Origin of the sequence: Pedobacter hiemivivus, assembly GCF_004331685.1 — a bacterium.
Classification (GTDB): domain Bacteria; phylum Bacteroidota; class Bacteroidia; order Sphingobacteriales; family Sphingobacteriaceae; genus Pedobacter; species Pedobacter hiemivivus.
Genome location: NZ_SJSM01000002.1, coordinates 397,163 through 421,995 on the forward strand (window position 1 = coordinate 397,163; position 24,833 = coordinate 421,995).

Annotated in this window: 19 protein-coding genes; 7 read left to right on the forward strand and 12 right to left on the reverse strand. The window is 40.7% G+C overall.

Annotation, left to right across the window (positions count from 1 at the left end; genetic code table 11):
- Window positions 1-365: 365 nt before the first annotated feature.
- Window positions 366-1,832, forward strand: coding sequence for a tail fiber domain-containing protein (locus EZ444_RS04765; protein ID WP_131607574.1), 1,467 nt, complete (start codon window positions 366-368; stop codon window positions 1,830-1,832).
- Between the two features lie 87 nt (window positions 1,833-1,919).
- Entirely contained in the window at window positions 1,920-6,635 is a 4,716-nt protein-coding gene (locus EZ444_RS04770; RefSeq protein ID WP_165503529.1) for an MBG domain-containing protein, read from the forward strand.
- A gap of 136 nt (window positions 6,636-6,771) precedes the next feature.
- Here the strand turns inward: EZ444_RS04770 and EZ444_RS27730 are convergent, their stop codons facing one another.
- Window positions 6,772-6,903 carry a hypothetical protein gene (locus tag EZ444_RS27730; RefSeq protein WP_262711241.1) on the reverse strand — a complete coding sequence of 44 codons (132 nt, stop codon included), beginning with the start codon at window positions 6,901-6,903 and terminating at the stop codon, window positions 6,772-6,774.
- A gap of 405 nt (window positions 6,904-7,308) precedes the next feature.
- On the opposite strand from EZ444_RS27730, the gene EZ444_RS04775 reads away from it, so the two are divergent.
- Window positions 7,309-8,172 (forward strand): NAD(P)-dependent oxidoreductase, encoded by an 864-nt coding sequence (locus tag EZ444_RS04775; RefSeq protein ID WP_131607576.1) that lies wholly within the window; start codon window positions 7,309-7,311, stop codon window positions 8,170-8,172.
- Here EZ444_RS04775 and EZ444_RS04780 read toward each other — a convergent pair.
- Both EZ444_RS04780 and EZ444_RS04785 read right to left on the reverse strand, forming a co-directional pair.
- Window positions 8,169-8,636 (reverse strand): DUF6265 family protein, encoded by a 468-nt coding sequence (locus tag EZ444_RS04780; protein ID WP_131607577.1) that lies wholly within the window; start codon window positions 8,634-8,636, stop codon window positions 8,169-8,171. The genes EZ444_RS04775 and EZ444_RS04780 overlap by 4 nt on opposite strands.
- A gap of 67 nt (window positions 8,637-8,703) precedes the next feature.
- The gene (locus EZ444_RS04785) at window positions 8,704-9,501 is read right to left on the reverse strand and encodes a helix-turn-helix domain-containing protein (RefSeq protein WP_131607578.1); all 798 of its coding nucleotides are present in this window, start codon (window positions 9,499-9,501) and stop codon (window positions 8,704-8,706) included.
- An 86-nt stretch (window positions 9,502-9,587) separates the two neighbouring features.
- On the opposite strand from EZ444_RS04785, the gene EZ444_RS04790 reads away from it, so the two are divergent.
- Window positions 9,588-10,262 carry a peptidylprolyl isomerase gene (locus EZ444_RS04790; protein WP_131607579.1) on the forward strand — a complete coding sequence of 225 codons (675 nt, stop codon included), beginning with the start codon at window positions 9,588-9,590 and terminating at the stop codon, window positions 10,260-10,262.
- Between the two features lie 55 nt (window positions 10,263-10,317).
- On the opposite strand, the gene EZ444_RS04795 is transcribed toward EZ444_RS04790, so the two are convergent.
- The 5 genes from EZ444_RS04795 to EZ444_RS04815 form a co-directional block, all read right to left on the reverse strand.
- Window positions 10,318-10,842, reverse strand: coding sequence for a TlpA disulfide reductase family protein (locus EZ444_RS04795; RefSeq protein WP_131607580.1), 525 nt, complete (start codon window positions 10,840-10,842; stop codon window positions 10,318-10,320).
- Window positions 10,843-10,850: 8 nt separating this feature from the next.
- Window positions 10,851-12,398, reverse strand: a complete 1,548-nt coding sequence (locus EZ444_RS04800; protein ID WP_131607581.1) for a SusD/RagB family nutrient-binding outer membrane lipoprotein — start codon at window positions 12,396-12,398, stop codon at window positions 10,851-10,853.
- Between the two features lie 17 nt (window positions 12,399-12,415).
- Window positions 12,416-15,919 carry a SusC/RagA family TonB-linked outer membrane protein gene (locus tag EZ444_RS04805; RefSeq protein ID WP_131607582.1) on the reverse strand — a complete coding sequence of 1,168 codons (3,504 nt, stop codon included), beginning with the start codon at window positions 15,917-15,919 and terminating at the stop codon, window positions 12,416-12,418.
- 141 nt (window positions 15,920-16,060) lie between these two features.
- Complete coding sequence (locus EZ444_RS04810; RefSeq protein WP_131607583.1) at window positions 16,061-17,173, reverse strand: FecR family protein; 1,113 nt, start codon at window positions 17,171-17,173, stop codon at window positions 16,061-16,063.
- 76 nt (window positions 17,174-17,249) lie between these two features.
- Window positions 17,250-17,828 carry an RNA polymerase sigma factor gene (locus EZ444_RS04815; RefSeq protein WP_131607584.1) on the reverse strand — a complete coding sequence of 193 codons (579 nt, stop codon included), beginning with the start codon at window positions 17,826-17,828 and terminating at the stop codon, window positions 17,250-17,252.
- A gap of 444 nt (window positions 17,829-18,272) precedes the next feature.
- Between EZ444_RS04815 and EZ444_RS04820 the strand changes: the two genes are divergently transcribed.
- Entirely contained in the window at window positions 18,273-18,842 is a 570-nt protein-coding gene (locus EZ444_RS04820; RefSeq protein WP_131607585.1) for an adenylate kinase, read from the forward strand.
- Window positions 18,843-18,916: 74 nt separating this feature from the next.
- On the forward strand, window positions 18,917-19,918 hold the full coding sequence (gene obgE / locus EZ444_RS04825) for a GTPase ObgE (RefSeq protein ID WP_131607586.1): 1,002 nt from the start codon (window positions 18,917-18,919) through the stop codon (window positions 19,916-19,918).
- Window positions 19,919-20,046: 128 nt separating this feature from the next.
- Here the strand turns inward: obgE and EZ444_RS04830 are convergent, their stop codons facing one another.
- The 4 genes from EZ444_RS04830 to EZ444_RS04845 form a co-directional block, all read right to left on the reverse strand.
- Window positions 20,047-20,475 (reverse strand): SRPBCC family protein, encoded by a 429-nt coding sequence (locus EZ444_RS04830; protein WP_131607587.1) that lies wholly within the window; start codon window positions 20,473-20,475, stop codon window positions 20,047-20,049.
- 92 nt (window positions 20,476-20,567) lie between these two features.
- Window positions 20,568-22,733, reverse strand: coding sequence for a peptidase domain-containing ABC transporter (locus EZ444_RS04835; RefSeq protein WP_131607588.1), 2,166 nt, complete (start codon window positions 22,731-22,733; stop codon window positions 20,568-20,570).
- An 8-nt stretch (window positions 22,734-22,741) separates the two neighbouring features.
- The gene (locus tag EZ444_RS04840; RefSeq protein WP_131607589.1) at window positions 22,742-23,911 is read right to left on the reverse strand and encodes an HlyD family secretion protein; all 1,170 of its coding nucleotides are present in this window, start codon (window positions 23,909-23,911) and stop codon (window positions 22,742-22,744) included.
- A gap of 72 nt (window positions 23,912-23,983) precedes the next feature.
- On the reverse strand, window positions 23,984-24,220 hold the full coding sequence (locus EZ444_RS04845) for a hypothetical protein (protein WP_131607590.1): 237 nt from the start codon (window positions 24,218-24,220) through the stop codon (window positions 23,984-23,986).
- Window positions 24,221-24,482: 262 nt separating this feature from the next.
- On the opposite strand from EZ444_RS04845, the gene EZ444_RS04850 reads away from it, so the two are divergent.
- Complete coding sequence (locus tag EZ444_RS04850; protein WP_131607591.1) at window positions 24,483-24,779, forward strand: hypothetical protein; 297 nt, start codon at window positions 24,483-24,485, stop codon at window positions 24,777-24,779.
- The last annotated feature ends 54 nt before the right edge of the window (window positions 24,780-24,833 follow it).

A 24,833-nucleotide genomic window follows, 5' to 3' on the forward strand; every position in this document is an offset into this window, starting at 1 on the left:
GTATCTATGTGGGTAATTGTTGTTTCTTTTAAAGATAATAATGGGTCTTGTTTTATGTTGCGTTTCATTGCTGTTTTAGGTGTTAAATAAAAATAAACCCTATTTTTTGTGACTGATATTTCTTGTTTGTTTTGGTTTAACTTCTTAATTATCAATGATTTTTTGTTATTAATAATATTTGACTCCTGAAAATTTTTAGATTGGGTTAGATAGATGTGTGATTAAATTTTTTATCGAATAATAAATTGATAGTTTAACTATTTATGTGTAGAATTTAACTATTATTTCGCTATTTTGTGTAAATCCAATTTTTTATTTGGATTTAAAAAATCTAACCCTATTTGTTAATTATTAATTAAATCATCATGATAAAACTCTACTTCGTTTTCGCAATTTTATTTACTTTAAACACATGCTTAGTTAAAGGGCAGGCGGGCATTGGCACGCTTACGCCTCATGCAAGCGCACAGCTTGAGATTGTTTCGACCAATAAAGGCCTGTTAATTCCCAGGATTGCGCTAGCCAGCAGGCCAGCTGCTCCGGCAACCGGCCTCATGATCTATCAAACTGATAGTACTCCCGGTTTTTATTACTACAACGGTACTGCATGGGTAAATATAAGCAGTATGAGTACGCTTACATCCAATTTGAATACCAATACTCAGACGCTATCATTTGATGGTACAGCTAATGGGATGAAACTCCTGTCTGAAGGAGGAGTGGCTGTATATGGTGTAAGAAATTCTTCAATTTCTACTACTCCAGATTTAAACCTTCAGCTGGATAAGTCGGGGGGCTTCGTAGTTAAAGGGGTTCTTGGTACTGGTACTATACCAGCAAGCGGATCTGGTGAACGCATGATGTTCCATGCATATAAAGGTTCTTTCAGGGCAGGTGGTGTGGGAGTGGGCAGTGATAGCTGGGATGAGACTTATAACGGTTTTTACTCCTTAGCTACCGGCTATAATACAAAAGCCGCTGGCAACTATACCGTAGCCCTTGGTTATCAATGTAGTGCGATGAGTGCTTATGGCATTGCAATGGGTTATACCAGTATTTCCCATGGTACTTCTGCTGTAGCAATAGGTTACAGGTGTACGGCAAACGCGGATTATTCTGTGGCGCTCGGACATCGGGCTTCTAATGGTGGAAGAACCGGATGTATGATAATGAATGATGCATCCAATACAGACAGTTTGTTATCTACACTTAATAATCAATTCAGCGCCAGATACGCAAACGGATATAGATTATTTACAAACACCACGAAAACCATAGGCGTTAGTTTGGCGGCTAATGGAAATGCATGGGCTTCAGTCTCAGATTCTACCAGGAAGGAAAATTACAGTAAACCAGATCATGAATATTTTTTAGCAAAGCTAGGCAAATTGCGCATCGGTTCATGGAACTATAAAGTTCAGGATAAAAGCATACGCCATTATGGTCCGATGGCACAGGAAATTTTCTCAGCGTTCGGAAAAGACAAGTTAGGTACAATAGGAGCAGATACGACTTTGAATACAGCCGATATGGACGGTATCATGATGATCATGCTGCAAGGCTTAGAGAAACGTTCTGCAGAACAATTGACGCTTACCAGGCAATTGACCTCAGAAATGGCCGGGCTGAAACTGGAAAATTCAATACTGCAGGAGAAGGTTGCCAAAGGCGCCGACCCAAAAGCACTCAAAGAGATCATCCAAAATCAAACCATAGTAATTGATCAGCAATCTCAAAAAATTACACAGTTAACTGCCGAAGCTGCAGAATTAAGAAAGATCAAGCAGCGTCTCGACGCATTGGAGCAAGTCATGATAGCTACCGCGAGGTAATACTTAAAGCAAACTCTCTTATTGAAAATCCATATATACTATGGCTCATTTGAGATGAGTAATTGATCACTATGTAATGATATGGGAATGAAAAAGTATTATAAAATAATAGCTTTAGTCCTCTTAAGTCACTCCTTTATAACAGGCGCACGAGCACAGTTAAAAGCAGGAACAGAGGGCATATATATAAAAACGGGATCGATGTTCTCATCAGATGGTTTGGGATTAAAGCCTTCAGCTGATCTTACATTAATTGATCTGAGTTTAGAGAAATCAGCCACACCTGTTACGGGTGATGCGGGATCAGGAATAAACAGGGGCTATAAATTTAGTGTCCCGCTAACCTTTACGGGAAGCCTGGGCTTTAGTTATTTTACAGCAGAACTTAATAGCAACACTGAAAGCCTGCTGCAACTTTTCTATAAATCCGCTGAAGCCGACGTTACTTATACCGTTACAACGGGGACTTCAATAAATACTGTTGATAAGTATCTGGAAAACACCTTTACCAGTACCACTTTTTCTACATTGTCTGCAGCCGATCCGGTAATTTTTGTACCTCCTGCTTCGGCACCAATAACTACAACTGCTGCTGCTACTGTGATTACCATTACAGAGGCAACATTAAATGGAACAGTAAATGCTAATTCTGCGAATACCACCATAACATTTGCCTATGGTACGGATGAATCTGTGGTTTCCGCCGGGGGAGGAACAATTATAGCTGCTACACCTGGTACGGCTTCAGGAATAAGTAATACAATTGTATCCGCGGCTTTAACAGGCTTAAGTGCATCTACTACTTATTACTATAAAGTTAATGGATCCAATAGTGTTGGAGACAACTCTGGCTTGGTATTAAGCTTTACAACTAAGGCAGCGCCCTCTACCAATGCCAACCTATCTGCACTGTCGCTCAGCGAAGGTACTTTGTCGCCGGTTTTTGTTTCCGGGACCACCAGCTATTCAGCTACGGTTGGCAATAGTATAACCTTGGTTACGGTGACCGCGGCTCTTGAGGAAGCTAATGCAACCATTATGGTGAACGGGGCTGCGGCAACAAGCGGCAGCGCATCGGGTGCTATCGCGCTGAATGTGGGCAGTAATACACTGACCACGTTGGTCACTGCCCAGGACGGTACAACGACGAAAACCTATACGGTATCGATAATTCGTTTAGCTGCTCAAACGATTACCTTTAATGCACCTTCGGCAACTATATATGGTGATGCTGACATAACTTTGCCTGCGACTGCAAGTTCCGGACTAACCATCAGCTATATATCTGACAATACATTAGTTGCTACCATAAGCGGAAATACCGTAACGATAAAAAGTGCAGGCACAGCAAAAATAACAGCTAGTCAAGCTGGCGATGCTGATTATGATGCCGCCAGTCTGGTGGAACAGAATCTTATTGTCAGCAAAAAACCCGTTACTATAACAGCAGATGCGAAAAGTAAGATCTATGGTGATGCTGACCCAGCATTGACTTATGCGGTTACTATCGGTTCATTAGTTGGTTCTGATGCCTTCACGGGTGCACTGACCCGTACCCCGGGCGAGACCATCAACACCTATGCAATTACACAGGGTACAGTGGCCTTGAGCAGTAACTACGCGTTAACATATGAGGCTGTAAACCTTGCTATCACCCCAAAAGCGCTGACCATTGTTGCAAATAACCGCAGCAAAACTTACGGTGATGCCCTAACCTTTACAGTTACGGAATTTACCACCATAGGGCTCATCAACGGAAATACCGTTACGGGTGTCAACTTAACCAGTACAGGTGCCATCGCAACCGCAACTGTGACCGCCGACCCATATCCTATTGTTCCGGCTGCCGGAACAGGAACGGGATTGGAAAACTATGCCATTACCTATGTAAATGGTGCGCTAAGCGTGGATAAAAAAGCCCTCAGCGTTGTCAATACCAATCGCTCAAAAGCCTATGGTGAGGTGCTAACCAATCTTGACTTTATCGGTTCAATCACCGGACTAGTGAACAATGACAATATCAGCTTAACCCGTAATAGTACAGGTGCTACGGCCAATGCTACTGCAGGAACCAACTATCCGATTGTCGCCACACTGACGGATCCGGACAGTAAACTCGCCAATTATACCTTAACCAATGCAGACGGGCTCCTTACTGTAGCTCAAAAAGTGCTGACCATTATTGCAAATAACCAAAGTAAAACTTATGGTGATGCAGTAACCTTTACAGGAACTGAATTTACCACCATAGGACTCATCAATGGAAATGCCGTTACTGGTGTCAACTTAACCAGTACAGGTGCCATCACAACTGCAACTGTGACCGTCGGCCCATATCCTATTGTTCCGGCTGCCGCGACAGGAACGGGATTGGAAAACTATGTCATTACTTATGTAAATGGTGTGCTAAGTGTGGATAAAAAAGCCCTCAGCGTTGTCAATACCAATCGCTCAAAAGCCTATGGTGAGGTGCTGACCAATCCTGACTTTATCGGTTCAATCACCGGACTAGTGAACAATGACAATATCAGCTCAACCCGTAATAGTACTGGCGCTATGGCCAATGCTACTGCAGGAGCCAACTATCCGATTGTCGCCACAATGACAGATCCAGACAGTAAACTCGCCAATTATACCTTAACCAATGCAGACGGGCTCCTTACTGTAGATCAAAAAGTGCTGACCATTATTGCAACTAACCAAAGTAAAACTTATGGTGATGCAGTAACCTTTACAGTTACGGAATTTACCACCACAGGACTCATCAACGGAAATACCGTTACAGGTGTCAACTTGACCAGTACAGGTGCCATCACAACCGCAACTGTGATCGCCGGCCCATATCCTATTGTTCCGGCTGCCGCAACAGGAACGGGATTGGAAAACTATGCCATTACCTATGTAAATGGTGTGCTAAATGTGGATAAAAAAGCCCTCAGCGTTGTCAATACCAATCGCTCAAAAGCCTATGGTGAGGTGCTGACCAATCTTGACTTTATCGGTTCAATTACCGGACAAGTGAACAATGACAATATCAGCTTAACCCGTAATAGTACAGGCGCTACGGCTAATGCTACTGCAGGAACCAACTATCCGATTGTCGCCACACTGACGGATCCGGACAGTAAACTCGCCAATTATACCTTAACCAATGCAGATGGGCTCCTTACTATAGCTCAAAAAGTGCTGACCATTATTGCAAATAACCAAAGTAAAACTTATGGTGATGCTGTAACCTTTACAGGAACTGAATTTATCCCGGTAGGATTAGTTAACGGAAATACCGTTACGGGAGTTACCTTAACTAGTGGTGGTGCAGCGGCTACAGCGAGTGTAACAGGAGCCGCATATTCCATTACTCCCGCTGCAGCTACCGGAATAGGCCTCGATAATTATGCCATCACCTATACCAACGGTGTGCTTAGCATTGGAAAAAAGGCACTTGTCGTTATAGCAGAAGACAAAGCGAAATTTTCAGGGAGGGACAATCCGATCTTAACAGCCAGATATACCGGGTTTGCCAATGGTGAGGACAATTCGTCACTTTCGGTTCAGCCAGTGTTAAGTACCACCGCAACAACCAATAGTCCAATTGGCGATTATGCCATTACGGTCTCAGGGGCTGCTGCTGCCAACTATAGCATTACTTATGCTCCTGGGGTACTGAAAATCAAACCGGCTGCGCCAAATGTGATTACATTAGCTGCGATACCTTTATTTGAAAACCAGTCTGCGGGAGCGGATGCAGGTACTTTTAGTAGTGTTTCCGAAGATCCAATGGATACCTTTACCTTCAGCCTGGTTGCTGGAACTGGTGATACAGACAATGGCTTGTTTGCAATCAGCGGAAACAAGATCAGCACAGTTGCCAGTCTTGATTTCGAGAATAAATCCAACTACAACATCAGGGTAAGATCAAACTCCGTCTATGGATTATGGTTGGAAAAGGAACTTAGCATTACCCTAAATGATGTCAATGAAGTACCAACGCTGGCTGCCATTGCCAGTCAGGCGATTTGCTATGCCACAACTACACAAGTCTTGCCACTGACCGGCATTTCTGCTGGTCCTGAGACCAATCAAAGTACGACTTTAAGCGTCAGCAGTAATTCTTCGCTATTTGAAAATCTGAATGTAAGCGGTAACGGAGCTACAGGAAACCTAACCTACCGCATTAAGGAGGGGGTAGGGTCCGGAACGGCAACCATAACCGTAACGGTAAAAGACAGTGGTGGGACGGCTAATGGTGGAACAGATACCTTTAGCAGGTCATTTGTCATCACCGTCAACCCTCTTCCGGTTGCATCCATCAGCAGTGATAAAGGGACACAGATGAGCAAGGGAGAAGTCGCTGTGTTGAGTGCGACAGGAGGAAGTAGCTATGTATGGGCAAATGCCTCAGGAATTATTAGCGGGCACAACACTGCGGTCCTTACGGTCAGACCTTCACAAACCACGACGTACACCCTGACGGTAAGCAATGTAAGTGGTTGTACGCAGGTTCAGCAGTTTACCATTACCATTCTGGATGATTATGCTAAGGTTAAAGCACTCAATATCCTTTCACCAAACGGTGATGGTTATAATGACAAATGGTTGATCGATAACCTTGATTATTATCCAAATAATGAGGTGAAAATCTTTGATCGATCCGGAAGACAAATTTATAGTAAGAAAAGCTACGACAACAGCTGGGATGGTATGTTAAATGGCGCCGTCCTGGAGGAAGGAACCTATTTCTATGTCATTGATTTTGGTAATGGCAGTCCAAAATTAAAAGGATTTATCACTATTTTAAGATAAGAATAATCGCTAAATTTAGTTCTATAGGGGAGTAAATGCAAAAAGCCTTAGAGAAATCTAAGGCTTTTTGCATTTACTTATCAAGTTTCTTCCGGTTGCCAAATTTCGGACATTTTTCAGAACAAAGGATTTTCCTTTAAAGGTTGTCGAAGCTGTCTTGCGCTGACACAGGTTTTGCACTTAAATCCTGACTACCGGCCATTACACCCGCTATTGCAATAGATGAACTGCGAATGAATGCTTTTCTTGTGATCGATTCTGAAACCATTGAATAGAAATTATGGATTACAAATTTAATATATACAAGGGGTATTCTGGAAATATTAACTGCAGCCCCCGTTACTATGTGGGTTCACTCTGGCTATAGTAAAAAGTAATTTACTTTACCACTACTTAAGGAATATTAATCGGACACTGAGCGGCTCAGCCCGTTCAGTGTCCGATCAATGTCCGTTCATTGTCCGCTTAAATGCCGTTCAATAAAAGTTACCTTTAAGGTAACTTTCTGGAGTTAGGTCAGCGTTTTTGGATGGTATTTAAGTATTTTGATAATATTTTTACAAATCGGATCCATCATGGACGGCTGCGGGTGATCTGTAATTATTGAAAGGCAGGCTGTTTTTTTAATTTTCGTTCGCTAAATTTGGTAGCTCTCCTTAGGTGGATATAAAATATGAAAAAATTAAAGATAGGTTGGGCCGGACTAGGCAATATGGGTACGCCAATGGCTTTTAACATCCTCAACTCTGGATATGAGCTGACGGTTTTTAACCGCAGTAAGGATAAAGAACAGGAATTAATTGCCGCAGGAGCGAGGTCAGCAAAAACTCTTCAGGACTTAGCATCGCATTGCGATGTAGTCTTTACAATGCTTTCGGATGATGTAGCCGTGAAATCTGTTTACAATGAGACTGATGGCTTGCTTTCTGGAGGATCAGAGCCAGGAAAGCTATTCATAGACATGAGTACGGTTGCACCAGAGACCTCTCGCTATCTTTCTGCACTTTGCAGAACTAAACAAGTGTCGTTTTTGGATGCTCCGGTCTCCGGTAGTGTGCAACCTGCAAGAGAGGGTAAATTGATCATTCTGGTCGGCGGTGAAGCGCAAGATTTCGAAAAGGCTAAGCCGGTTTTAGATGTATTGGGGAAACTTGCTTTGTATTTAGGTTCTGAGGGTGCAGGGAGTTCGGCAAAGTTGGCCATTAATTACTTGTTGGGTATCAACATTCAGGCATTGGCTGAAACTGTTCTTTTTGCCGAGCAAAATGGCATTAGTAAAGAAAATATGTTAACCATTATCAATGAAGGTGCTTGCGGAAATGGAATCATTAAATTGAAAACCCCATCTGTATTGGCTGATAGTTTTCCATCAGCATTTGCTTTAAAATACATTGTTAAAGATCTAAAACTGGCAAAAGAGGCCGGGTTAAACTCACCGCTTTCTGCTCCACTATTAAATACATTTGAAGCTGCGGCGGCAGATGGACTTGGAGAGGAAGATTTGATGGCCGTAATTAAATATTTGAGGCGGAGCTAATCTTCCGCCACAAAATTATAATCCATACTTTGGCCATTACCTGAAATGGTTGCCTTTACCTTCTTCCCGTTGCGCTGGTAAGTTATTTTTTTAGGGAAGTCATGCTTTGGATTTTCGCAGGTAAAGCCATTAGCACTTAAAGCTGTCAGTTTAAAATAAGTTGGCAGCTTTTCACCTGTAACTAGCACTGAATAAAAAATATCTTTCCCCTTTACGATAAACTCAAGGTGCTCTAAGAAAATGGTTTCCTTTCCTTTTAGTGTTACGCCCTTCCCACTAAGTTTTAAATCTGTTACTTTATTCCAGGTTTCATAACCGGCTTGTCCAGCTTCGGGATTGGTTCTAATCCATTTGCCCACCAGCCATTCCAATTTTTTGAATTTCTGTTTGTTGGTTTCCTGTGCATAAGCAGCGGACATCATTAGTAAGATTGCGATGATAATAAGTAGCTTTTTTGTTCTCATAATGTTTTTTTAACCAAATATAAGTATGGTCAATTCAGTAGTATTGTACAAAACCGACTCGGTTCATTTACTTGTTTAAGAAAAAATTAGCCATGTTTTTCTCTTCAAAGAAATAGGAGGAAGGGTCTTCACCTGTAAAAGCTTTGAAGTTGCGGATAAAGTGTGATTGGTCGTAATAACCAGATTGGTAAACAATTTCCGCCCAGCTGCTATTTTTTAATTTGATCAATTGAAAAATGTAATTGAACCGAATGATGCGGGCATAATATTTCGGCGAAAGTCCGATGTGTTTTTTAAACAAGCGTTCCAATTGGCGTTCACCAAACCTTGCAACTGCAGTCATCTCAGCTACAGAGATCATTCCATTTGAATTAAATATGAGGTCTAGTGTATCTTTTAGCGGATTTTCGGGTACGTTTTTATTGAGTTCAATAAAGTAATTATCTAAAACAAGTTTAAGCTGGTCCTCATTTTCGAATGGAAGCACTTTGTCTTTTAAGGTAGAGAGCTGTTGATTGGGGAAAGTATCTAGATCAACTATTTTATCCAGATACTGCTGCATGTTTAGGTTAAATAGCTGAGTTAATGCAGCCGGTTTCAGTTTGATAGCAAAAGATCCTGTAGGTCCGGTGTTTTCGAGGTAAAAATAGCTGCTGATCTGCCCGGCTAATAAGTTTGGGCTTTGTACATGCCACTCTTTATCTGTTTTTGCTTTATAGACACTTCCATAATTGAAGATCAGCTCGGTAAAGCCATCTGGAATGATCTTTTCTATCCTGGGAGTTGGATCATCGCTTTGCATCATCCAATAACATTCAATGAGCTGTGTTAGATTGGGATGTGGGGCGATTCTAATGAACTTCATCTTGCAAATTAGACAATCATCCAAAGAATACTATATTTACTTTACAATAAAAAATTAGAACGGAAAAAATACACATCTACATACCAATGAAAAAACTATTACTCTCCCTTTCCCTTATTCTGCTTGTTACGTTAACAAAAGCGCAATCTACATTTGTACGTTTTGTAACCAATAAAGGTGACATCACGATTATGCTGTACGATGAAACGCCAAAGCATCGTGATATGTTTTTAAACGGCATTAAAATAGGATTGTATAAAGACGCCGAATTTAATCGGGTTATAAAATCCTTTGTAAGTCAAGGTGGCGAATTGGATGATACCATTTTGAATAGAGAGAAACAACATCCTGAGCTAGGTACAAAGCGGTTCCCGGCGGAGATTAAACCTATGCTATTTCATAAAAAGGGAGCTTTGGGGGCTGGAAGAGATGACAATTCTGATAAAGCATCATACTTTACACAGATTTATCTGGTAGTAGGCAAAAAACAAAATGATGCACAATTGGATGCCATTGAGCAGAAGAAAAACAGAAAGATCCCGGAAGCGCAAAGAACAGTTTATAAAACAATAGGAGGCACACCAAATCTGGATCAGGATTATACCATTTTTGGAGAAATAGTAGGCGGAATGGAAGTAGCAGATGCGATTAATCAGATGGCCACAGATAAAAATGATGTACCGCTTAGTGCCATTGTTTTTAACCCGGTAGTGCTTTCTAAAGCAGAAGCGGCAAAACTTAGGCGGCAATTGAAATACTAGAAAAAGAAACGGCTAAGAACATCCGTTCTTAGCCGTTTTCAGTTGTGTTACTTTACTATTTCAGCAATTTCTCAATTGCGGCAAGCATACCTTTAAATTCCTCTTCATTGTATAACCGTGTCAGGTAGGCAATTTTGCCCTGCTGATCGATTACTACATTTCTGGTCACGCCGCTTTTTTTATCTGCAAAGCGACCAAAAATATCTGCAGCAGGATCAAGTGCCAATGGGTAAGTGATTTTCATGTCCTTTGCAAATTTTTGCACAACCTTTAGGGGTTCATCACGATCTACACCAATTAGCATTAGTCCTTTATCCTTATACGCTTGCCAAACATCTTTTTCCAGATGTGGCATTTCTTCGCGACATACTTCGCACCAGCTAGCCGTAAACTGTAGAACAACTACTTTTCCTTTCAATTTGGATAGGCTAGTGGTTTCCCCGTTGGATAAAACCAGTTTAAAATCATTGGGGGCCTGATCACCCAGCTTTACTTTGTACCCTCTATCATCAGGATTGCTATCCTGAGCCATTAAAATGGCAGGGAATAAGCAGATTAGGTAAACTAATAGTGTTTTCATAGCTGTATTTATTTATTCCACCAGATGGGAGTCGTAATCACATCATCTCCTTGGGCAGCAAGCGCCTGCTGGTAGTTGTTTTTGTTAACACTTTGTTCTTTTATTGGATAATAGATGCGTTTAGGTATGCCATTTCCAAACACTGGTTTGAAAACGTAATTAAAGGTTTCTGTAGGGGTAACCCTTGTCCATACCACATCGTTTGGTTTAACCAAAAAGTTAGGGAAGCCAGTGCGGCGAATTTCCGACCAGGATTCAAGTCCTTGGGTATAAAGGGCAAAGTATTTTTGTGTTAACACCCTCTCTTTAGTTGCTGCAGGTAGATTGTTTGCATAAGTCTGTGCGGTTGGTTCTGCAATGCCCCAGCGGGTTAGGGAAGCTACGACCCCTTTTTTGTATTCGCTATCGCTCCAGTTTTGATATTCAGAGATTAGAAATGCTACCTCTGCATACTCCTGAAGTACTTCACTAAAATCAGCCGCATTAACCAACGTACCTGGTAAACTGATGTCGGCAGGTTTATTAATCCCGGCAGCTTCTAATGGTAAACCATAAGGCTGACCTACATACTCATTGTTTTTATTAGGCCTTGCATAGATCGGTAAACGAGGATCTAAAGTGTTAAAAGGGCCCAATTCTCCTTTTAAGGAATTGATGAGGATGTGTGATACCGCAAAATCCTGACGGTTGGCGGTAATCGTTGCTTTATAAAGCGGAGCTTCGTTTGGCGCCGATGTACTGTATTTAAAAGCAGCAGTATGTATATTGGATGTAAATACACCTTGTGCTAATGCTTCTGCAAAATGTTGCTGCGAAAGCGTAGGTAATTTAGTACGGATTCTGGTAGCCAGGCGTAGACGTAATGAGTTGGCAAATCTTGCCCAGTTTTCATTCTTGCCTTTGTATATAATATCCGAAGCGCCAAAAGTATTGGCTGTCGAATATTTCCATAAGGTATCCGCCGCCTGTTTCAGTTCGTTCAGCAGGTCCGTATAAATTTTTTCCTGAGTAGCATACTTCGGGGTATAATTGTCAGGGTTTTGCTGCAAAGCTTCAAATGAAGGATCTGCGTTACCGAACGATTGGTAAGGTATATCGCCAAAAGCATCACTTAGGGAATGGAAGGTAAAGGCCTTTAGCACACGACAAATCGCAATCTGATTGGCATTTGTACCCGCAACAGTGCCAGCAGCGGCAATGGCTTTAGTGGCTGGATTGGTGTTGAGCTTAATGATCTCATTTAAGTTGTTTAAAGCTTTAAACCCATCAGCCCAATAGCGATCCGAAGTGCTCTTTGGAAGATCGTAACGACTTTGATCTGTATAAATATTCTGGCTGTAGTACTGTGCAAACAGCATGGTGCCATTCAAGGAGAAATCCAGATTCCTTACATTGTCCATGACTTGTTTTTCAGCAGATAAAATTAAGGTAGGAGTAGTCACATTGCCCGGTCTGTTGGGATCTATATTGATTTCGGCCAGGTTCTCATCCTTGCATGAAATAAATGCAGTAAGAGACAAGAGTGCAATGGCTGATATTTTGTTATAAAAGTTCATCTCAGTAATTTTTAGGGTTAAAACTTAACACTTACATTTAAACCATAGGTAATAGGGACTGGAATATTACCGCCCTCTATGCCCTGTACATTTCCGCCACTATTGGTGAATTCTGGATCAATGTATTTACTTTTGGTATAGATGTTCCAAAGGTTTCTTCCGTAGGCAGTAAGACCAAGGGAGCGAATTGCGCTGTTCTTTTTCAGGTCGAAAGTATAGCCCAGGGTAAGCTCTCTTAGCTTAATATATGAAGCATCAAACACACTAAAAGTAGTTGGTCCATTGTACTCATTCCTTGCCCAGGCCAGTGCCGATATATTAGTGTCGTTTTTACGGGTATTGGTCACTGTATACGAACCATCAGGATGGAAAGCTACATCGGCTTTTACGCCATCTACAACAATGCCAGTTTCCCTGATGCCATTTGCTGCAGTTTTATCCAATACGCCCGCATACATGCCTACTTTATAGGTCTGGGAGAAGAAACTTCCTCCCATTCTCCCATCTATGAGGAAGCTGAGGCGCATTTTTTTATAAGTGAAAGTATTTTGAAAACCAAACAAATAATCGGGTAGCACACTTCCTAATGCTACTTGTTGTGAGGTTTTAAGGTAAGTGCCGTCTGCCTGTACCACGCGTTGTCCATCTGGCGCATACACAAAGTCATTCCCCATTATCTGTCCGTAAGGTTTGCCTTCCTGTGCTACCAAAGTTACCAGCAGGTTGCTGAGTTCAAGAGTGTTTACACCTTTGTCTAAGGAAACCACTTTGTTCCGGTTTCTAGACCAATTCAGTGTACTGTTCCATTCAAAGTTGCTACTTTTTATCGGTGTGCCATTTAAGGTCACCTCTATACCTTTATTGTTTATTTTTCCCGCGTTTAGTATTTTGTTGTCATATCCAAAGGCGGCAGACATCGGTACAGGAAGAATTTGGTTGCGACTGTTGTTGTTGTAATACGTTACATCAAGCCCTAAACGATTCTTAAACATCTGTACATTTATCCCTGTTTCTACAGAACTGGTAATCTCAGGTTTTAACAACGGATTATTTAGTGTAACTGGCAAACGATAATTCGCAGTTCCATTAAATGGTTGTTGCGCTTCAAAAACGGGGAGTAGTTGATATGGGTCCGTATCATTACCAACCTGTGCCCAGCCTAAACGTACTTTGGCAAAATCAAGCCATTCTTGTTTTTTTAAACCTGCAAGTTCACTAAATACAAAACTTCCGGTAAGTGATGGGTAAATGAATGAATTGTTGTCTACAGGAAGGGTCGAAGACCAGTCGTTACGCAAAGTTCCATCGAGGTAAAGCATTCCTTTCCATCCGGCCGAGAAACTGCCGTATAAAGAATAGACTTTTTTGTGGAAAAAGTTATTGTTGTTTAGCACGATAGGTGCATTTTTAAGGTTGTAGTATTGCGGGATAATGAGACCCCCTTGAGTTAATCCATCACTAATACGGCGTTTTTGATCTCTGATGTTTCCCCCAATATTACCCGATAGGGAAAAATCTGCCCAGCTTTTCTTTGCTGAAGCCAGGAACTCGTAATTGAATTCGTTAAAATGATTGGTATACTCCTGATATTGTGATTGAGAACGTGAATATACCGCTATGCGGTCTTGGTACTCAGAAGTGTAGATGTCGGCATGTACTTTTCCAGTTAGTTTAAGCCAGCTATTGGCATCCACTGTGAAGCCCATATTTCCATAAATTCTATCGCGATTTTCTTCCATGTAACTTTCGTAGGCAGACCAGTATGGGTTGTCAATAAATCGGGTTGCTTCGTCAGTAGCTGTATTCTGATATCCTGTTCTGTTCCATGGGCGCGCAGTACCATCGGCTCTTTTGTATTCGCTTAGTTTTTTGTAATCCACCTGTACTCCGCCCCATTGGAAGGCTTCGAGCATGATGTTCCGGTTGGATGCCCCAGTCCAGGGTCTGCCCAGCGTGTTGTTTTTGACATAGTTCAGGTTGCTGAATACATTTACAATGCCTAGTTGTGTAGAACCTGAAAAGTTTACGGCATTACGTCCTAAACTGGAATTTGGAATTGTACCACGTACATTTTTATTGGTATAGGATAAACGGTAATTGGTTTGGCCGCTAGATCCACTAACCGCAATGTTATTGGTATTGGCAATACCGGTGCGGAAAAAGTAGTTGACATCATTCTTAGGATAAACCCATGGCTGTGGATTTAGATAATCGGCAGGATATTCTGGATCCAGGTTATACCAATGTAATACAGGCGTTCCATCCAATTTTGGCCCCCAGCTTTCATCAGCAGCATAATCTACGATATTATATTCCTTTCCGTTAATTGTGGCCTTAGCAAAGGTATTGGCATAGCCTTGTCCGTATAGATGCTGTCTTGTAGGTAGTCGGATAATGTTCTCTAAATCAATTCCGGTATTTAGGGTAATCTCGAATTTTTCGTTCTTACTTCCTTTTTTAGTCGTAATTAAAATTACTCCGTTGGCAGCTCTCGAGCCATATAGTGCGGCAGCAGAAGGTCCTTTTAGGACTGAAATGTTTTCTATGTCATCAGGATTCAGATCCTGTATCATGTTCCCTACATCTTTACCAGCACTTCCATTTACGGTGGAAGAGGTGTTCAGGTCTGAGTTGTCTATCGGTGTGCCATCAATTACATATAAAGGTTGGTTACTGCCAGTTATAGAATTGATACCGCGGAGTAAGACACGTGTTGAACCACCCATATTACCTCCAGAGGAAATGACTTGCAGGCCAGATACCTTACCGGAAATGGCACTCAAAGCATTAGTTGGACGAGTGGTCAGCTCTTCCGCCTTTACTTCTTGTACCGCATAGCCTAGTGCTTTTTTCTCTCTGGATATGCCCATTGCGGTGACTACAACTTCATTTAATCCTGATTGTGCAACCTGTAAAATAATCTTACCGATGTTGGCTGTGGCTTTTATTTCCCGGGTTATAAAACCTAAATAAGAAATTTCCAGGATCGAATTTTCTTTCACATCCTTTAAAATAAATGTGCCACTAGCATCAGTTATGGTCACTTTAGTACTACCTTTTACCCTTACTGTGGCACCCGGTAAAGGCAGCCCGGTGGTATCAACTACCTTTCCAGTAATGGATTCTTGTACAAGTGTTGTATGCGTAGGTGCAGCTTCTTCTTTTTCCATAATGATTACCATTTTGTCGGTAATACGGTAAGTAAATGTTTGATTCGCAAAGCATTTTTGTAGCGCTTCATCGAGCGATACATTTCTAACATGAATAGATACCGGTCTTGCTTTTACAATTAGCGCATTGTTATAAAAGAAGTCGTATCCACTTTGTGCGCGAATCTCTTTTATAATTTTGTTAAGGCTGGTATTGGTTTTATCCAGCGTAATTTTTTGTGCGAATGCATCCCTGGCCGATACTTGGATCATGGCTAGTAAGATGAAAAATATGGATAAGTTGATCCGCATGATGAGTTTTCGTATAATACTGTGGCTTCCACCACGTTTAACGTTTAGGTAAAAAATCATACATTTGATAGTTAGGGTTTAGATAATTGTCAATTCAATAATAATCCCGCTTAAGCCGCGGTTTTTAGAGCCCTTACAATTCTGCCGGGGATGAGTCCAATCATTCCCGGTTTCTTTTTAAGGTCATCTTTATGTGTAGTTTTATGGCATAACGATGATCCTCCTTCCTTCAATTTTAAAGTTTACATTTCCGGTTAGTTCCATCACCTTTAGTAGGGCAGACACATTTCTGGTTTTAGAGACTTCACCTGAAAAGGTTTGGTTTAAATCTACTCCAGGCTTGTATACTACGTCTATATCGTACCATCTGGCAATTTTATTCATGATGCTTTTAATGTCTTCATTAAACTTGAAATACCCATTTTTCCAGGAAACGACTTCCTCTAAATCGACATGATTGGCAATTGTAATGTGCTGTCCAGCTACCTGAGCCTGTTGTCCTGGAACGAGGTATTTAGCGGCTGATTGGTTGCTTACTTTTACTGATCCTTCGAGTAGTGTTGTTTTTATGGCCTGTTCATTTTCGTAAGCCATTACATTAAAATGAGTGCCCAATACTTCTACAGTTTGACCTTTAGTCATCACTTTAAAAGGCATAGCTTTATTTTGTGCAACTTCAAAATAAGCTTCGCCCGCAATTTCTACTTTCCGTTCTTTACCCATAAAGCTGGTCGGGTAGCTTAATGATGAAGCCGAATTAAGCCAAACTTTAGTCCCATCTTGCAAAATGATCTGATATTGTCCGCCTACCGGGGTACTGATGATGTTGTGTGCTGCAGCTTTAGCATTAAGCGCATTGGTGCTAATTTGGGTGCCATCATTGTAGACTAGTTCATCGGCTTTAATGATAATTCCTTTTTTATCGCCGCTTAAATTAATAGTTTGACCATTTGCCAGCCTAAGTACTGCTTTATTTCTTCCGGGTTGGACATCCGTTTTTGCCACTGCTGTATGGTGCTGTCCAGGTTTATTTTTGTCCAGATAAGTATATAGTCCAAAGCTGACGAATGCGAATACCACAGCTGCTACAGCCGCTATTTTTGGCCAAAAGACAATTTGTTTTACAGGTGCAATACTTTGTTCAAGTGCTGCAAGTATTTGCTGCTTGTCTTCTAAGCGCTCTTCAACATTCATATCCGGATAAATATCCGGGGTATGTTGGAGGTACCATGATTCAAGAAGCGCTTTTTCTGCTTCAGTACAATTACCTGCTATATATTTTTGAAACAGTGCTTGTGCCTTTTTTTCTTCCATATTCGACCAGACATTTAATGCCTTATAAAGAGATACAGTTGAACACTGTGGAGGGGGTAAATAAAAATGAAAAAAATTAAATACCGATCAGCAGGGATAGAATCAGGTAGATTCCGATTTTGAAGCGTAAGATTTTTAAGGCATGTTGAACGTGCTTCCTTACGGTTAATTCGGAGATGTTAAGCTGACCAGCAATGGCTTTATGGCTTAGGTTCTCTTTTCTGCTTAATTGAAAAACCTCACGCATTTTTCCCGGCATACCTGCAATTTCATTTTCAATGAGTGCAGTCATTTGTTTTTCTCTAACCAAGTGGTCTGTAACACAGTTGTCTTCATTTGAAAAGGTTTCCAGTGTGGTTAAGTAGGCTGACTCAATACGTTTATGAGATAGTAGATTAAATATACGGTTCCTTACAGCTGCCGAGAGGTAGCTGAGCAGGCTAGGCTCAAAAGATAAAGTTTCCCGTTTTTCCCAAAGGGCCAAAAAAAGCTCGTGGATAATGTCTTTGGTTTCTTCCCGGTTGCGCATCCATTTATAAGCGTGGGCATGGAGTTGCCAGAAATACCTGTCGTATATTTCAGTAAAGGCCATACGATCACCATCCTTTAATAGGGTGGTTAGTTCGTAATCACTTAACTTACTGTATGTTGACATATTTGTATATATTATCTATGGCGAAGGTAGATATTTTTGTTTTAATTTGAAATATATGTATTAAAATGAGGCTTTGATGACTTGAAATATAAAGCTCCTTTCATAATGAATGTTAGATGAGATACTTGATTAATACCCAGAATCGACTTCAGTATTTTGCAAAAAAATAAATATAGTAAATTAATAATTATATATTTGCAGCCTCAAAACTAACCACCTTATTTTTCGAATTCAGCGATTTAATGGATTGAAAATGGATGTGTTATAATGATTGGATTGAATAGGTAAAATTAAAATATTTTCAATGGTGAAGTCAAAGTTTGTAACAATAGGTATTATTAAATCTTCCTTGAGTTGCATCTTGTCCACTTTGAAAGCTTAAATAACAACCAAAAGCCTTATGCCACGCTGGCAGAAGGCTTTTTAACTTTAAAGACAACCCAAATGCTGAATTTTGTTCTCTTTGGCCCACCGGGTGCAGGCAAAGGCACCCAATCTGAAAAATTGATCGAAAAATATCAATTGATCCACATCTCAACAGGTGATCTTTTCAGGGCACACATTAAAAATCAATCACCACTTGGACAACAAGTGAGTGCTTTAATTGCTGAAGGTCAATTGGTTCCTGATGAAATTACCATCGCTATGTTGGAAGAGGAAGTGGATAAAAACCCACAGGCCAAAGGATTTATATTTGATGGTTTTCCTCGCACAGTGCCTCAAGCACAAGCACTAGATGAGTTTTTAGTGAGCAAAGGCAGTAGCATTGCGGGTGTAATTGCACTTGATGTAGATCAGGATGAACTGACTAAACGTATTGCACAACGCCAGATTGAAACCGGTCGTGTTGATGATCAGGCAGATAAGCTGCAAAAACGTATTGAAGAATATTTTAGCAAAACGATCCACGTTTTGCCTTATTACGAAGCACAAAATAAATTGAGCAAAGTAAATGGTATCGGTAAAATCGATAACATCTTTGCTGATTTAAGCGCAGTAATAGACAAATACTAGTACAAAAACATTATTGATAGCGGGACAGAACTTAATGCTGCCCGCTATTGTTATTTATAAAAAAAACAGAAATTATGTCGCAAGGTTCCAATTTTGTAGATTATGTTAAAATATGCTGCCGTTCTGGTAAAGGAGGGGCAGGTTCTGCACATTTGCACCGTGATATAAGAACAGCTACAGGAGGTCCAGATGGTGGTGATGGTGGTCGCGGTGGTCACATCATCCTTAGAGGTAACACTCAGTTCTGGACACTACTTCACTTAAAATATCGTAAACACATTATTGCTCCTGATGGTTTATCTGGTTCAAGCGGAACATCTACTGGTAAGTCTGGTAAAGATGAAATTCTTGACGTGCCCCTGGGTACGATCGCTAAAGATGCGGAGACAGGAGAAGTGCTATTTGAAATTACGGAAGAAGGAGAAACTAAAATTCTAACGGCCGGTGGCCGTGGTGGATTGGGTAACTGGCATTTTAAAACGCCTACGCTACAAACACCTCGTTTTGCGCAGCCAGGTGAGGCAGGAAGAGAAGAGTGGATTGTACTGGAGCTTAAGGTGCTTGCCGACGTGGGATTAGTAGGCTTCCCTAATGCAGGTAAATCAACTTTGCTATCTGTGGTTTCGGCAGCTAAGCCAGAAATTGCTGATTATCCTTTTACTACCTTGGTGCCAAACCTGGGTATCGTATCTTACCGTGATAGCAAGTCGTTTGTAATGGCCGATATTCCGGGTATTATAGAGGGCGCTTCTAAAGGTAAAGGTTTAGGTTATCGTTTTCTACGTCACATAGAACGTAATTCAGTATTGTTGTTTATGGTTCCGGCGGATACGCACAGAAGCATAACAGAGGAATACGAGATATTAAAATCTGAACTTAAGGATTACAATTCTGAACTGATGCAAAAGCCACATTTGTTGGCGATTACTAAATCAGATATGCTGGACGATGAGTTGATGGCGGAAATGAAAAAGGAACTTCCTAAAAATATTCCATCCATATTTATCTCATCTGTAGCCCAAAAGGGATTGGTACAGTTGAAAGATATGATCTGGGAAGCTATTAATGCTAAATAAGTCGATCGTCATTAATAATTCAGGATGACGACCGCTTCAGGATAACGACAGTGATAAAATAAAACTGAAATGGGCTGTATCATGTAAAATGATACAGCCCATTTCAATTTTATTACGCTACGAAGTTTCTACTGCTCTACGAAATTCTTAAGGTTCTTACCTATGATTTCTGTCCATCCGGCAGCAAAGCTTTCCTTGGCAAAATTAGGGTCATCTTTGCTTGGGAAGCTCTCCAAGCCACTATGTGTTAATTTTACCCTGGTATCTGTACCCGCTTCAAAAAGTTCGAATTTAACCCATGATTGCCCCGGGTAATTGTCATAACACCAGGAATACGTTAATTTTTTACCTTCTTCTACCTCAGTAACCTTACAGATATGGAGGTACTTTTTGGTGTCACTACCTGCTAGAAATTGAAATTTAAAGCCTACTTCCGGTTTAAATGCTTCAAGGTTAAAATACCATTGCTTCATTTTTTTTGTATCAGTTATAGCTTCCCATACTTTAGCTGGGGCTGCGCTAAAGGTTCTTTCTATTACAAATGGATCTGTTTTCATTGGCTATTATTTATTTTACAGAAAACGGTTTACTTATTCTAAAACTATCAGAAGGGGCAAACAGTTTTTAATATTATCATAAAGCCATTATTTTATGTTCTGGTTAACAATTCGGGCATTTGCATTTTCCATAAATTGGCATAAGCCGAATTTGCGTTGAACAATAGTTCATTGTGTGTGCCTTGCTCTACAACAGCCCCCTTATCCAATACAATGATCTTATCGGCTTGGTTTAAGGTGCTTAGTCGGTGCGCAATTACAATCACCGTTTTGTGATTCGCTTTTAAAAGATCAATTGTCTTTTGGACGTATTGTTCGGAGGCAGAATCCAATGAAGAGGTAGCCTCATCCAAAATTAGAATTTCTGGCTTGCGGTATAGCGCTCTGGCAATGGCAATGCGCTGTCTTTGTCCGCCTGAAAGTGTAGTGCCATTCTCACCTAGATAAGTTTGAAATCCCTTGGATAAGGTTTCTATAAAATCGATGATCCCAAGTTGCTCTGAAATATCTAATATTCGCTGCATATCTGGTTCATCATCGCCAATGGCGATATTGTCGATCACATTGCCGGCAAATAAGTCAATTTTTTGAGGTACAACAGATACTGCGCGGCGGAGGGAGTTCATCCGTATGTATTTTAGATCGTATTTCCCGATGCTCACATTGCCCTTTTGTATGGGGTAAATACTTTGGAGTATGGACATGAGTGTGGACTTTCCTGATCCACTTTCGCCAACAATTGCCGTGAATTTTCCTTGAGGGATGGTTAGACTTAAATCTTCAAACACAGGAGCCCTTGTTCCATAGCGGAAGTAAACATGTTCAAAGTGTATATCGCCAATTTTATCTGCGGTAAGTTCAATCTGGTTTTCATCGTTCTCCCGTTCAAGATCCATGATCTCGAAGAGCCTGTCGGCAGCAATAACAGCATCCTGTACAGTCTTGTTCATGCCGATCAAGGAGGAAACTGGCCCGGTAAAATAACCGATAAGGGTATAAAATGAGAGCAGTTCACCTGGAGTAATGTTATTGTCGAGCACAAAACCAGCGCCAACCCAAAGTAAAACAATACTGAGCAATCGTGAAATTAACTCAGCGGATGTTGCTGAGAATAGGGAGTTCATGTTAGAGGTAAAACCGGTTTGTAACAGCTTTACAAATCTGGTTTCAGTTTTTTCGTTGGCATGGTTCTCTAACCCGAAGCGCTTGATGGTACCTATGGAATTTAAACTCTCCACCAGTTGAGATTCCAGTTCGGCAGAGTTTTCCATCAGCTTACGTTGTGCTTTTTTATTTAGTTTATTGGTTACGATGTAAATCAGAAGGTATATCGGGATAACGGCAAGCATCAATAGGGCCAGTTTCCAGTAATAGGTAAACATGACGATAAAAGAAAAGAAGACAATGAAAATGTTGACCAGAAAGTTAATGCTGACATCGTTTAAGAATGTTCGGATCTTTACCGCGTCATTGATCCTTGAAATAATTTCACCGACACGCATGGTGTCGAAAAACTGTTGTGGTAGTTTGAGCAGGTGTTTGTAATAACCCAATATGAGTTGGGTATCTATCATTTGCCCTGTTTTTAACGTGAAAATGGTTTTTGCTGTGCCTATAAAAAGCTGCACGGTCAAGATCACCACCATGGCCATACTCATAAGATTGAGTAGATTCCTGTTGCCATCTACCAATACAAAATCGACTAGTTTTTGTACAAAAATGGAAGTGGATAGCCCCAAAATAGTATAGACAATGGCTCCAAATAAGGCTTGTATTAAAATGCTCTTATGAGGTTTTATCAGATTCCAGAAACGCCCATGCAAGGAGGTTTTTGCATCTGCGGGTTCAAATGTTTCCGCAGGTAATAAGAGGACTAAGGTGCCGGTCCATTCTTTTTCAAACTCATCATGGGTTTTGCGCTGCATTTGCCCATCAATGGGATCCATAACCTGGATAAACTTGCTACTGACTTTGTAAATGACTACATAATGCTGTAAAACCTGGTCTACAAGTACATGGGCTATAGCAGGGGTAGGTATTTTAAAAAGACTTTCGAAAGGGCTTTTAACGCCTTTTGCTTCAAAACCTAATTTTTGTGCAGCCTCTACAAGGCCTAATATGGTGGTGCCTTTTTTATCGGTGCCTGCGAGTTGTCTGATTCGGGCAACTGGTAAATTTAATTTATAGTGTGTAGCTACAGAAGCGAGACAAGCTGCTCCGCAATCAGTAATGTCACGTTGTTTTACTTTAATGCTCATAGCCTTTTTTATATCTTTCCGCTTACGTTTGGATTCACCCAGTCATCTACTTTGTCGTACAGCAACTGGTATAAACTGCGTTCGGCAACGGTAAAACGAGCTGTAAAGCTCATGCCTTTTTTTAAGTAGCCTTTGTAGCCGTTTTTTAATTCCAGATAGCCTTTTGTAAAATCGCACCTGACTTTAAATACGGGTTGATTATCGATGACAATGATGTCATCCGAAATGTCGAGGACCTTGCCAGTTGCCAGTCCCCATTGATTATAGTTAAAAGCGTCGACCTGAAAACGGACATCCTGTCCTTTTTTGATCAATCCTATATCAGCTGGTTTAACATAGCAAAATGCAGTTATAGCCGCGTTTGGTGATATTTCGCCTATCTTTTGACTTGCAAATACGTATGCACCCACTTGTAGTCCGGTTAGGTTTTGTATCGAACCATCAATTGGCGCTTTTAAGGTATATTGCTTTTTTTGCTCATTCAATTCAACCTGTTGCCCACTTAACTGTTGTAGTTCGGTGCGAAGGTTGTTCGCTTCGGTTTGCCATTGCGTTTTATAGCGGTTGATGATCATTTTATAAGCCGATTGCGATTGTGCAAATTCGAATTTGTAGCGTTCATATTCTGATTCGGTAATTGCCTTATTCTGGTATAATTTATTGTAGCGGTCGTAAGTATTTTCGGCTTGATTTTTAGCGATACGCGCATTTTCCAGTTCCTGAGCAAATTGCTGCCAGGAAGCGGTATATTGTCCGGTTTGTAATGGGGGATAGCTGAAACCATGACGGTTGATATATACCATCAAGATGCGGATATCTTGTAAAAAGGCTGCGGTTTGACCTTGTCGGTTTTGTACGATGCTGCCTTGTTGTTTGGCTAATGTAGCATCTATAATTAATAAGGTTTCTCCCTGCTTAACCTTTTTGTTGTCCGTTAATTGCATTTTTATCAAACGGCCATTTACAGGCACGGTAAGTTCTGTTTTTTCAATAGAAGATTGCAATAATCCATTGCTCTTTACACTGATGGGTATTTTGATAAAGGGTAGGGCTGCAATTGTAAGCAGGATAGTGAGTACGGTTACCAGGTAAATAATTTGGGTAGACCTGTTGATTTTGGAGCGATAAACAAGGGAAGTATTGGAAATGGCTGCTGAAGAATAAGTGGATAGCGACATGTGAGCGGTGATATTGAAATAGCCGTTAACTGGGAGGATTAGTTAACAGCTATTTATTAGTTTATTTGTTTTTTACAAGCCGCCTAGGGCTCCTAAAACAGTCTGCAGTTGTTTGGTAGTAAACGAAAAAGTGTCGGTGAATATACTTTTTACAGCCCCTGTTACTGGAGCTGTTGCGCCCCCTAAATTGCCTAAGCCTAATCCATTAAGAAAGCCAAGTCCGCTTAGCAGACCACCACCTTCTACTGTTGTCATTTCAACAGTGTTCAGTTCTTGAACACCAAGATTGTTTAAATCTAGTTTTTTCATGGTTTTAAAATTTGTTTTTAGGAATGATGTAATTCTATGTTTTTATTTCTTCCTTACTCGTATAAGGCTTTTCAGGATACGCCTATGTTGGCCAACATTACAAACGAAAGTAATAAAGCTGGCTGTTCGGTGGTTTATTCAGTTTGTTCAATTCGTTAGTGCTTAGCGGATTACTGAACATCGGTATTGATTTTGTCCTGTTTTGTCACAATTGTCAATTGAAGATTGTCTTGTGTTCAGATAAATCATTAAAAAAAGAATTATGAAGAGCGTTAAAGTAACTTATACCGTAAAAGCATCATTTGTGGCTAAAAACAAAGAGAACATTAGCATATTTATAAATGACTTGCAAAAAATGAATAACGATGGCATTCGTTATAGTATTTACCTGGGGGAAGATGGAAAGACATTTACACACCTATCCTTATATAAGGATGAAATAGCACAACAAACTTTTCTCGAAATGGATTCGTTTAAGGCTTTTCAGGAACAAAGGGATGCCAGTGGACTGGAAGTCGAACCAAATATTGAGCTGATGAACTTGGTTGCGTCCTATTAAAATCAATAAGAAAATACTGGAATTTATGGTTTTTTAATGGTTTCTTTGCTTAAT

Excerpts from the sequence above, each read along its gene's own strand:
- EZ444_RS04815 (WP_131607584.1), bottom strand. The coding sequence starts at position 17,828 with ATGTCAACATACAGTAAGTTAAGTGATTACGAACTAACCACCCTATTA.
- EZ444_RS04780 (WP_131607577.1), bottom strand. The coding sequence starts at position 8,636 with ATGAGAACAAAAAAGCTACTTATTATCATCGCAATCTTACTAATGATG.
- obgE (WP_131607586.1), top strand. The coding sequence starts at position 18,917 with ATGTCGCAAGGTTCCAATTTTGTAGATTATGTTAAAATATGCTGCCGT.
- EZ444_RS04765 (WP_131607574.1), top strand. The coding sequence starts at position 366 with ATGATAAAACTCTACTTCGTTTTCGCAATTTTATTTACTTTAAACACA.
- EZ444_RS04840 (WP_131607589.1), bottom strand. The coding sequence starts at position 23,911 with ATGTCGCTATCCACTTATTCTTCAGCAGCCATTTCCAATACTTCCCTT.
- EZ444_RS04850 (WP_131607591.1), top strand. The coding sequence starts at position 24,483 with ATGAAGAGCGTTAAAGTAACTTATACCGTAAAAGCATCATTTGTGGCT.
- EZ444_RS04800 (WP_131607581.1), bottom strand. The coding sequence starts at position 12,398 with ATGAACTTTTATAACAAAATATCAGCCATTGCACTCTTGTCTCTTACT.
- EZ444_RS04790 (WP_131607579.1), top strand. The coding sequence starts at position 9,588 with ATGAAAAAACTATTACTCTCCCTTTCCCTTATTCTGCTTGTTACGTTA.
- EZ444_RS04775 (WP_131607576.1), top strand. The coding sequence starts at position 7,309 with ATGAAAAAATTAAAGATAGGTTGGGCCGGACTAGGCAATATGGGTACG.
- EZ444_RS04770 (WP_165503529.1), top strand. The coding sequence starts at position 1,920 with ATGAAAAAGTATTATAAAATAATAGCTTTAGTCCTCTTAAGTCACTCC.
- EZ444_RS04820 (WP_131607585.1), top strand. The coding sequence starts at position 18,273 with ATGCTGAATTTTGTTCTCTTTGGCCCACCGGGTGCAGGCAAAGGCACC.
- EZ444_RS04795 (WP_131607580.1), bottom strand. The coding sequence starts at position 10,842 with ATGAAAACACTATTAGTTTACCTAATCTGCTTATTCCCTGCCATTTTA.
- EZ444_RS04810 (WP_131607583.1), bottom strand. The coding sequence starts at position 17,173 with ATGGAAGAAAAAAAGGCACAAGCACTGTTTCAAAAATATATAGCAGGT.
- EZ444_RS04785 (WP_131607578.1), bottom strand. The coding sequence starts at position 9,501 with ATGAAGTTCATTAGAATCGCCCCACATCCCAATCTAACACAGCTCATT.
- EZ444_RS04805 (WP_131607582.1), bottom strand. The coding sequence starts at position 15,919 with ATGATTTTTTACCTAAACGTTAAACGTGGTGGAAGCCACAGTATTATA.
- EZ444_RS04830 (WP_131607587.1), bottom strand. The coding sequence starts at position 20,475 with ATGAAAACAGATCCATTTGTAATAGAAAGAACCTTTAGCGCAGCCCCA.
- EZ444_RS27730 (WP_262711241.1), bottom strand. The coding sequence starts at position 6,903 with ATGGTTTCAGAATCGATCACAAGAAAAGCATTCATTCGCAGTTCATCT.
- EZ444_RS04835 (WP_131607588.1), bottom strand. The coding sequence starts at position 22,733 with ATGAGCATTAAAGTAAAACAACGTGACATTACTGATTGCGGAGCAGCT.
- EZ444_RS04845 (WP_131607590.1), bottom strand. The coding sequence starts at position 24,220 with ATGAAAAAACTAGATTTAAACAATCTTGGTGTTCAAGAACTGAACACT.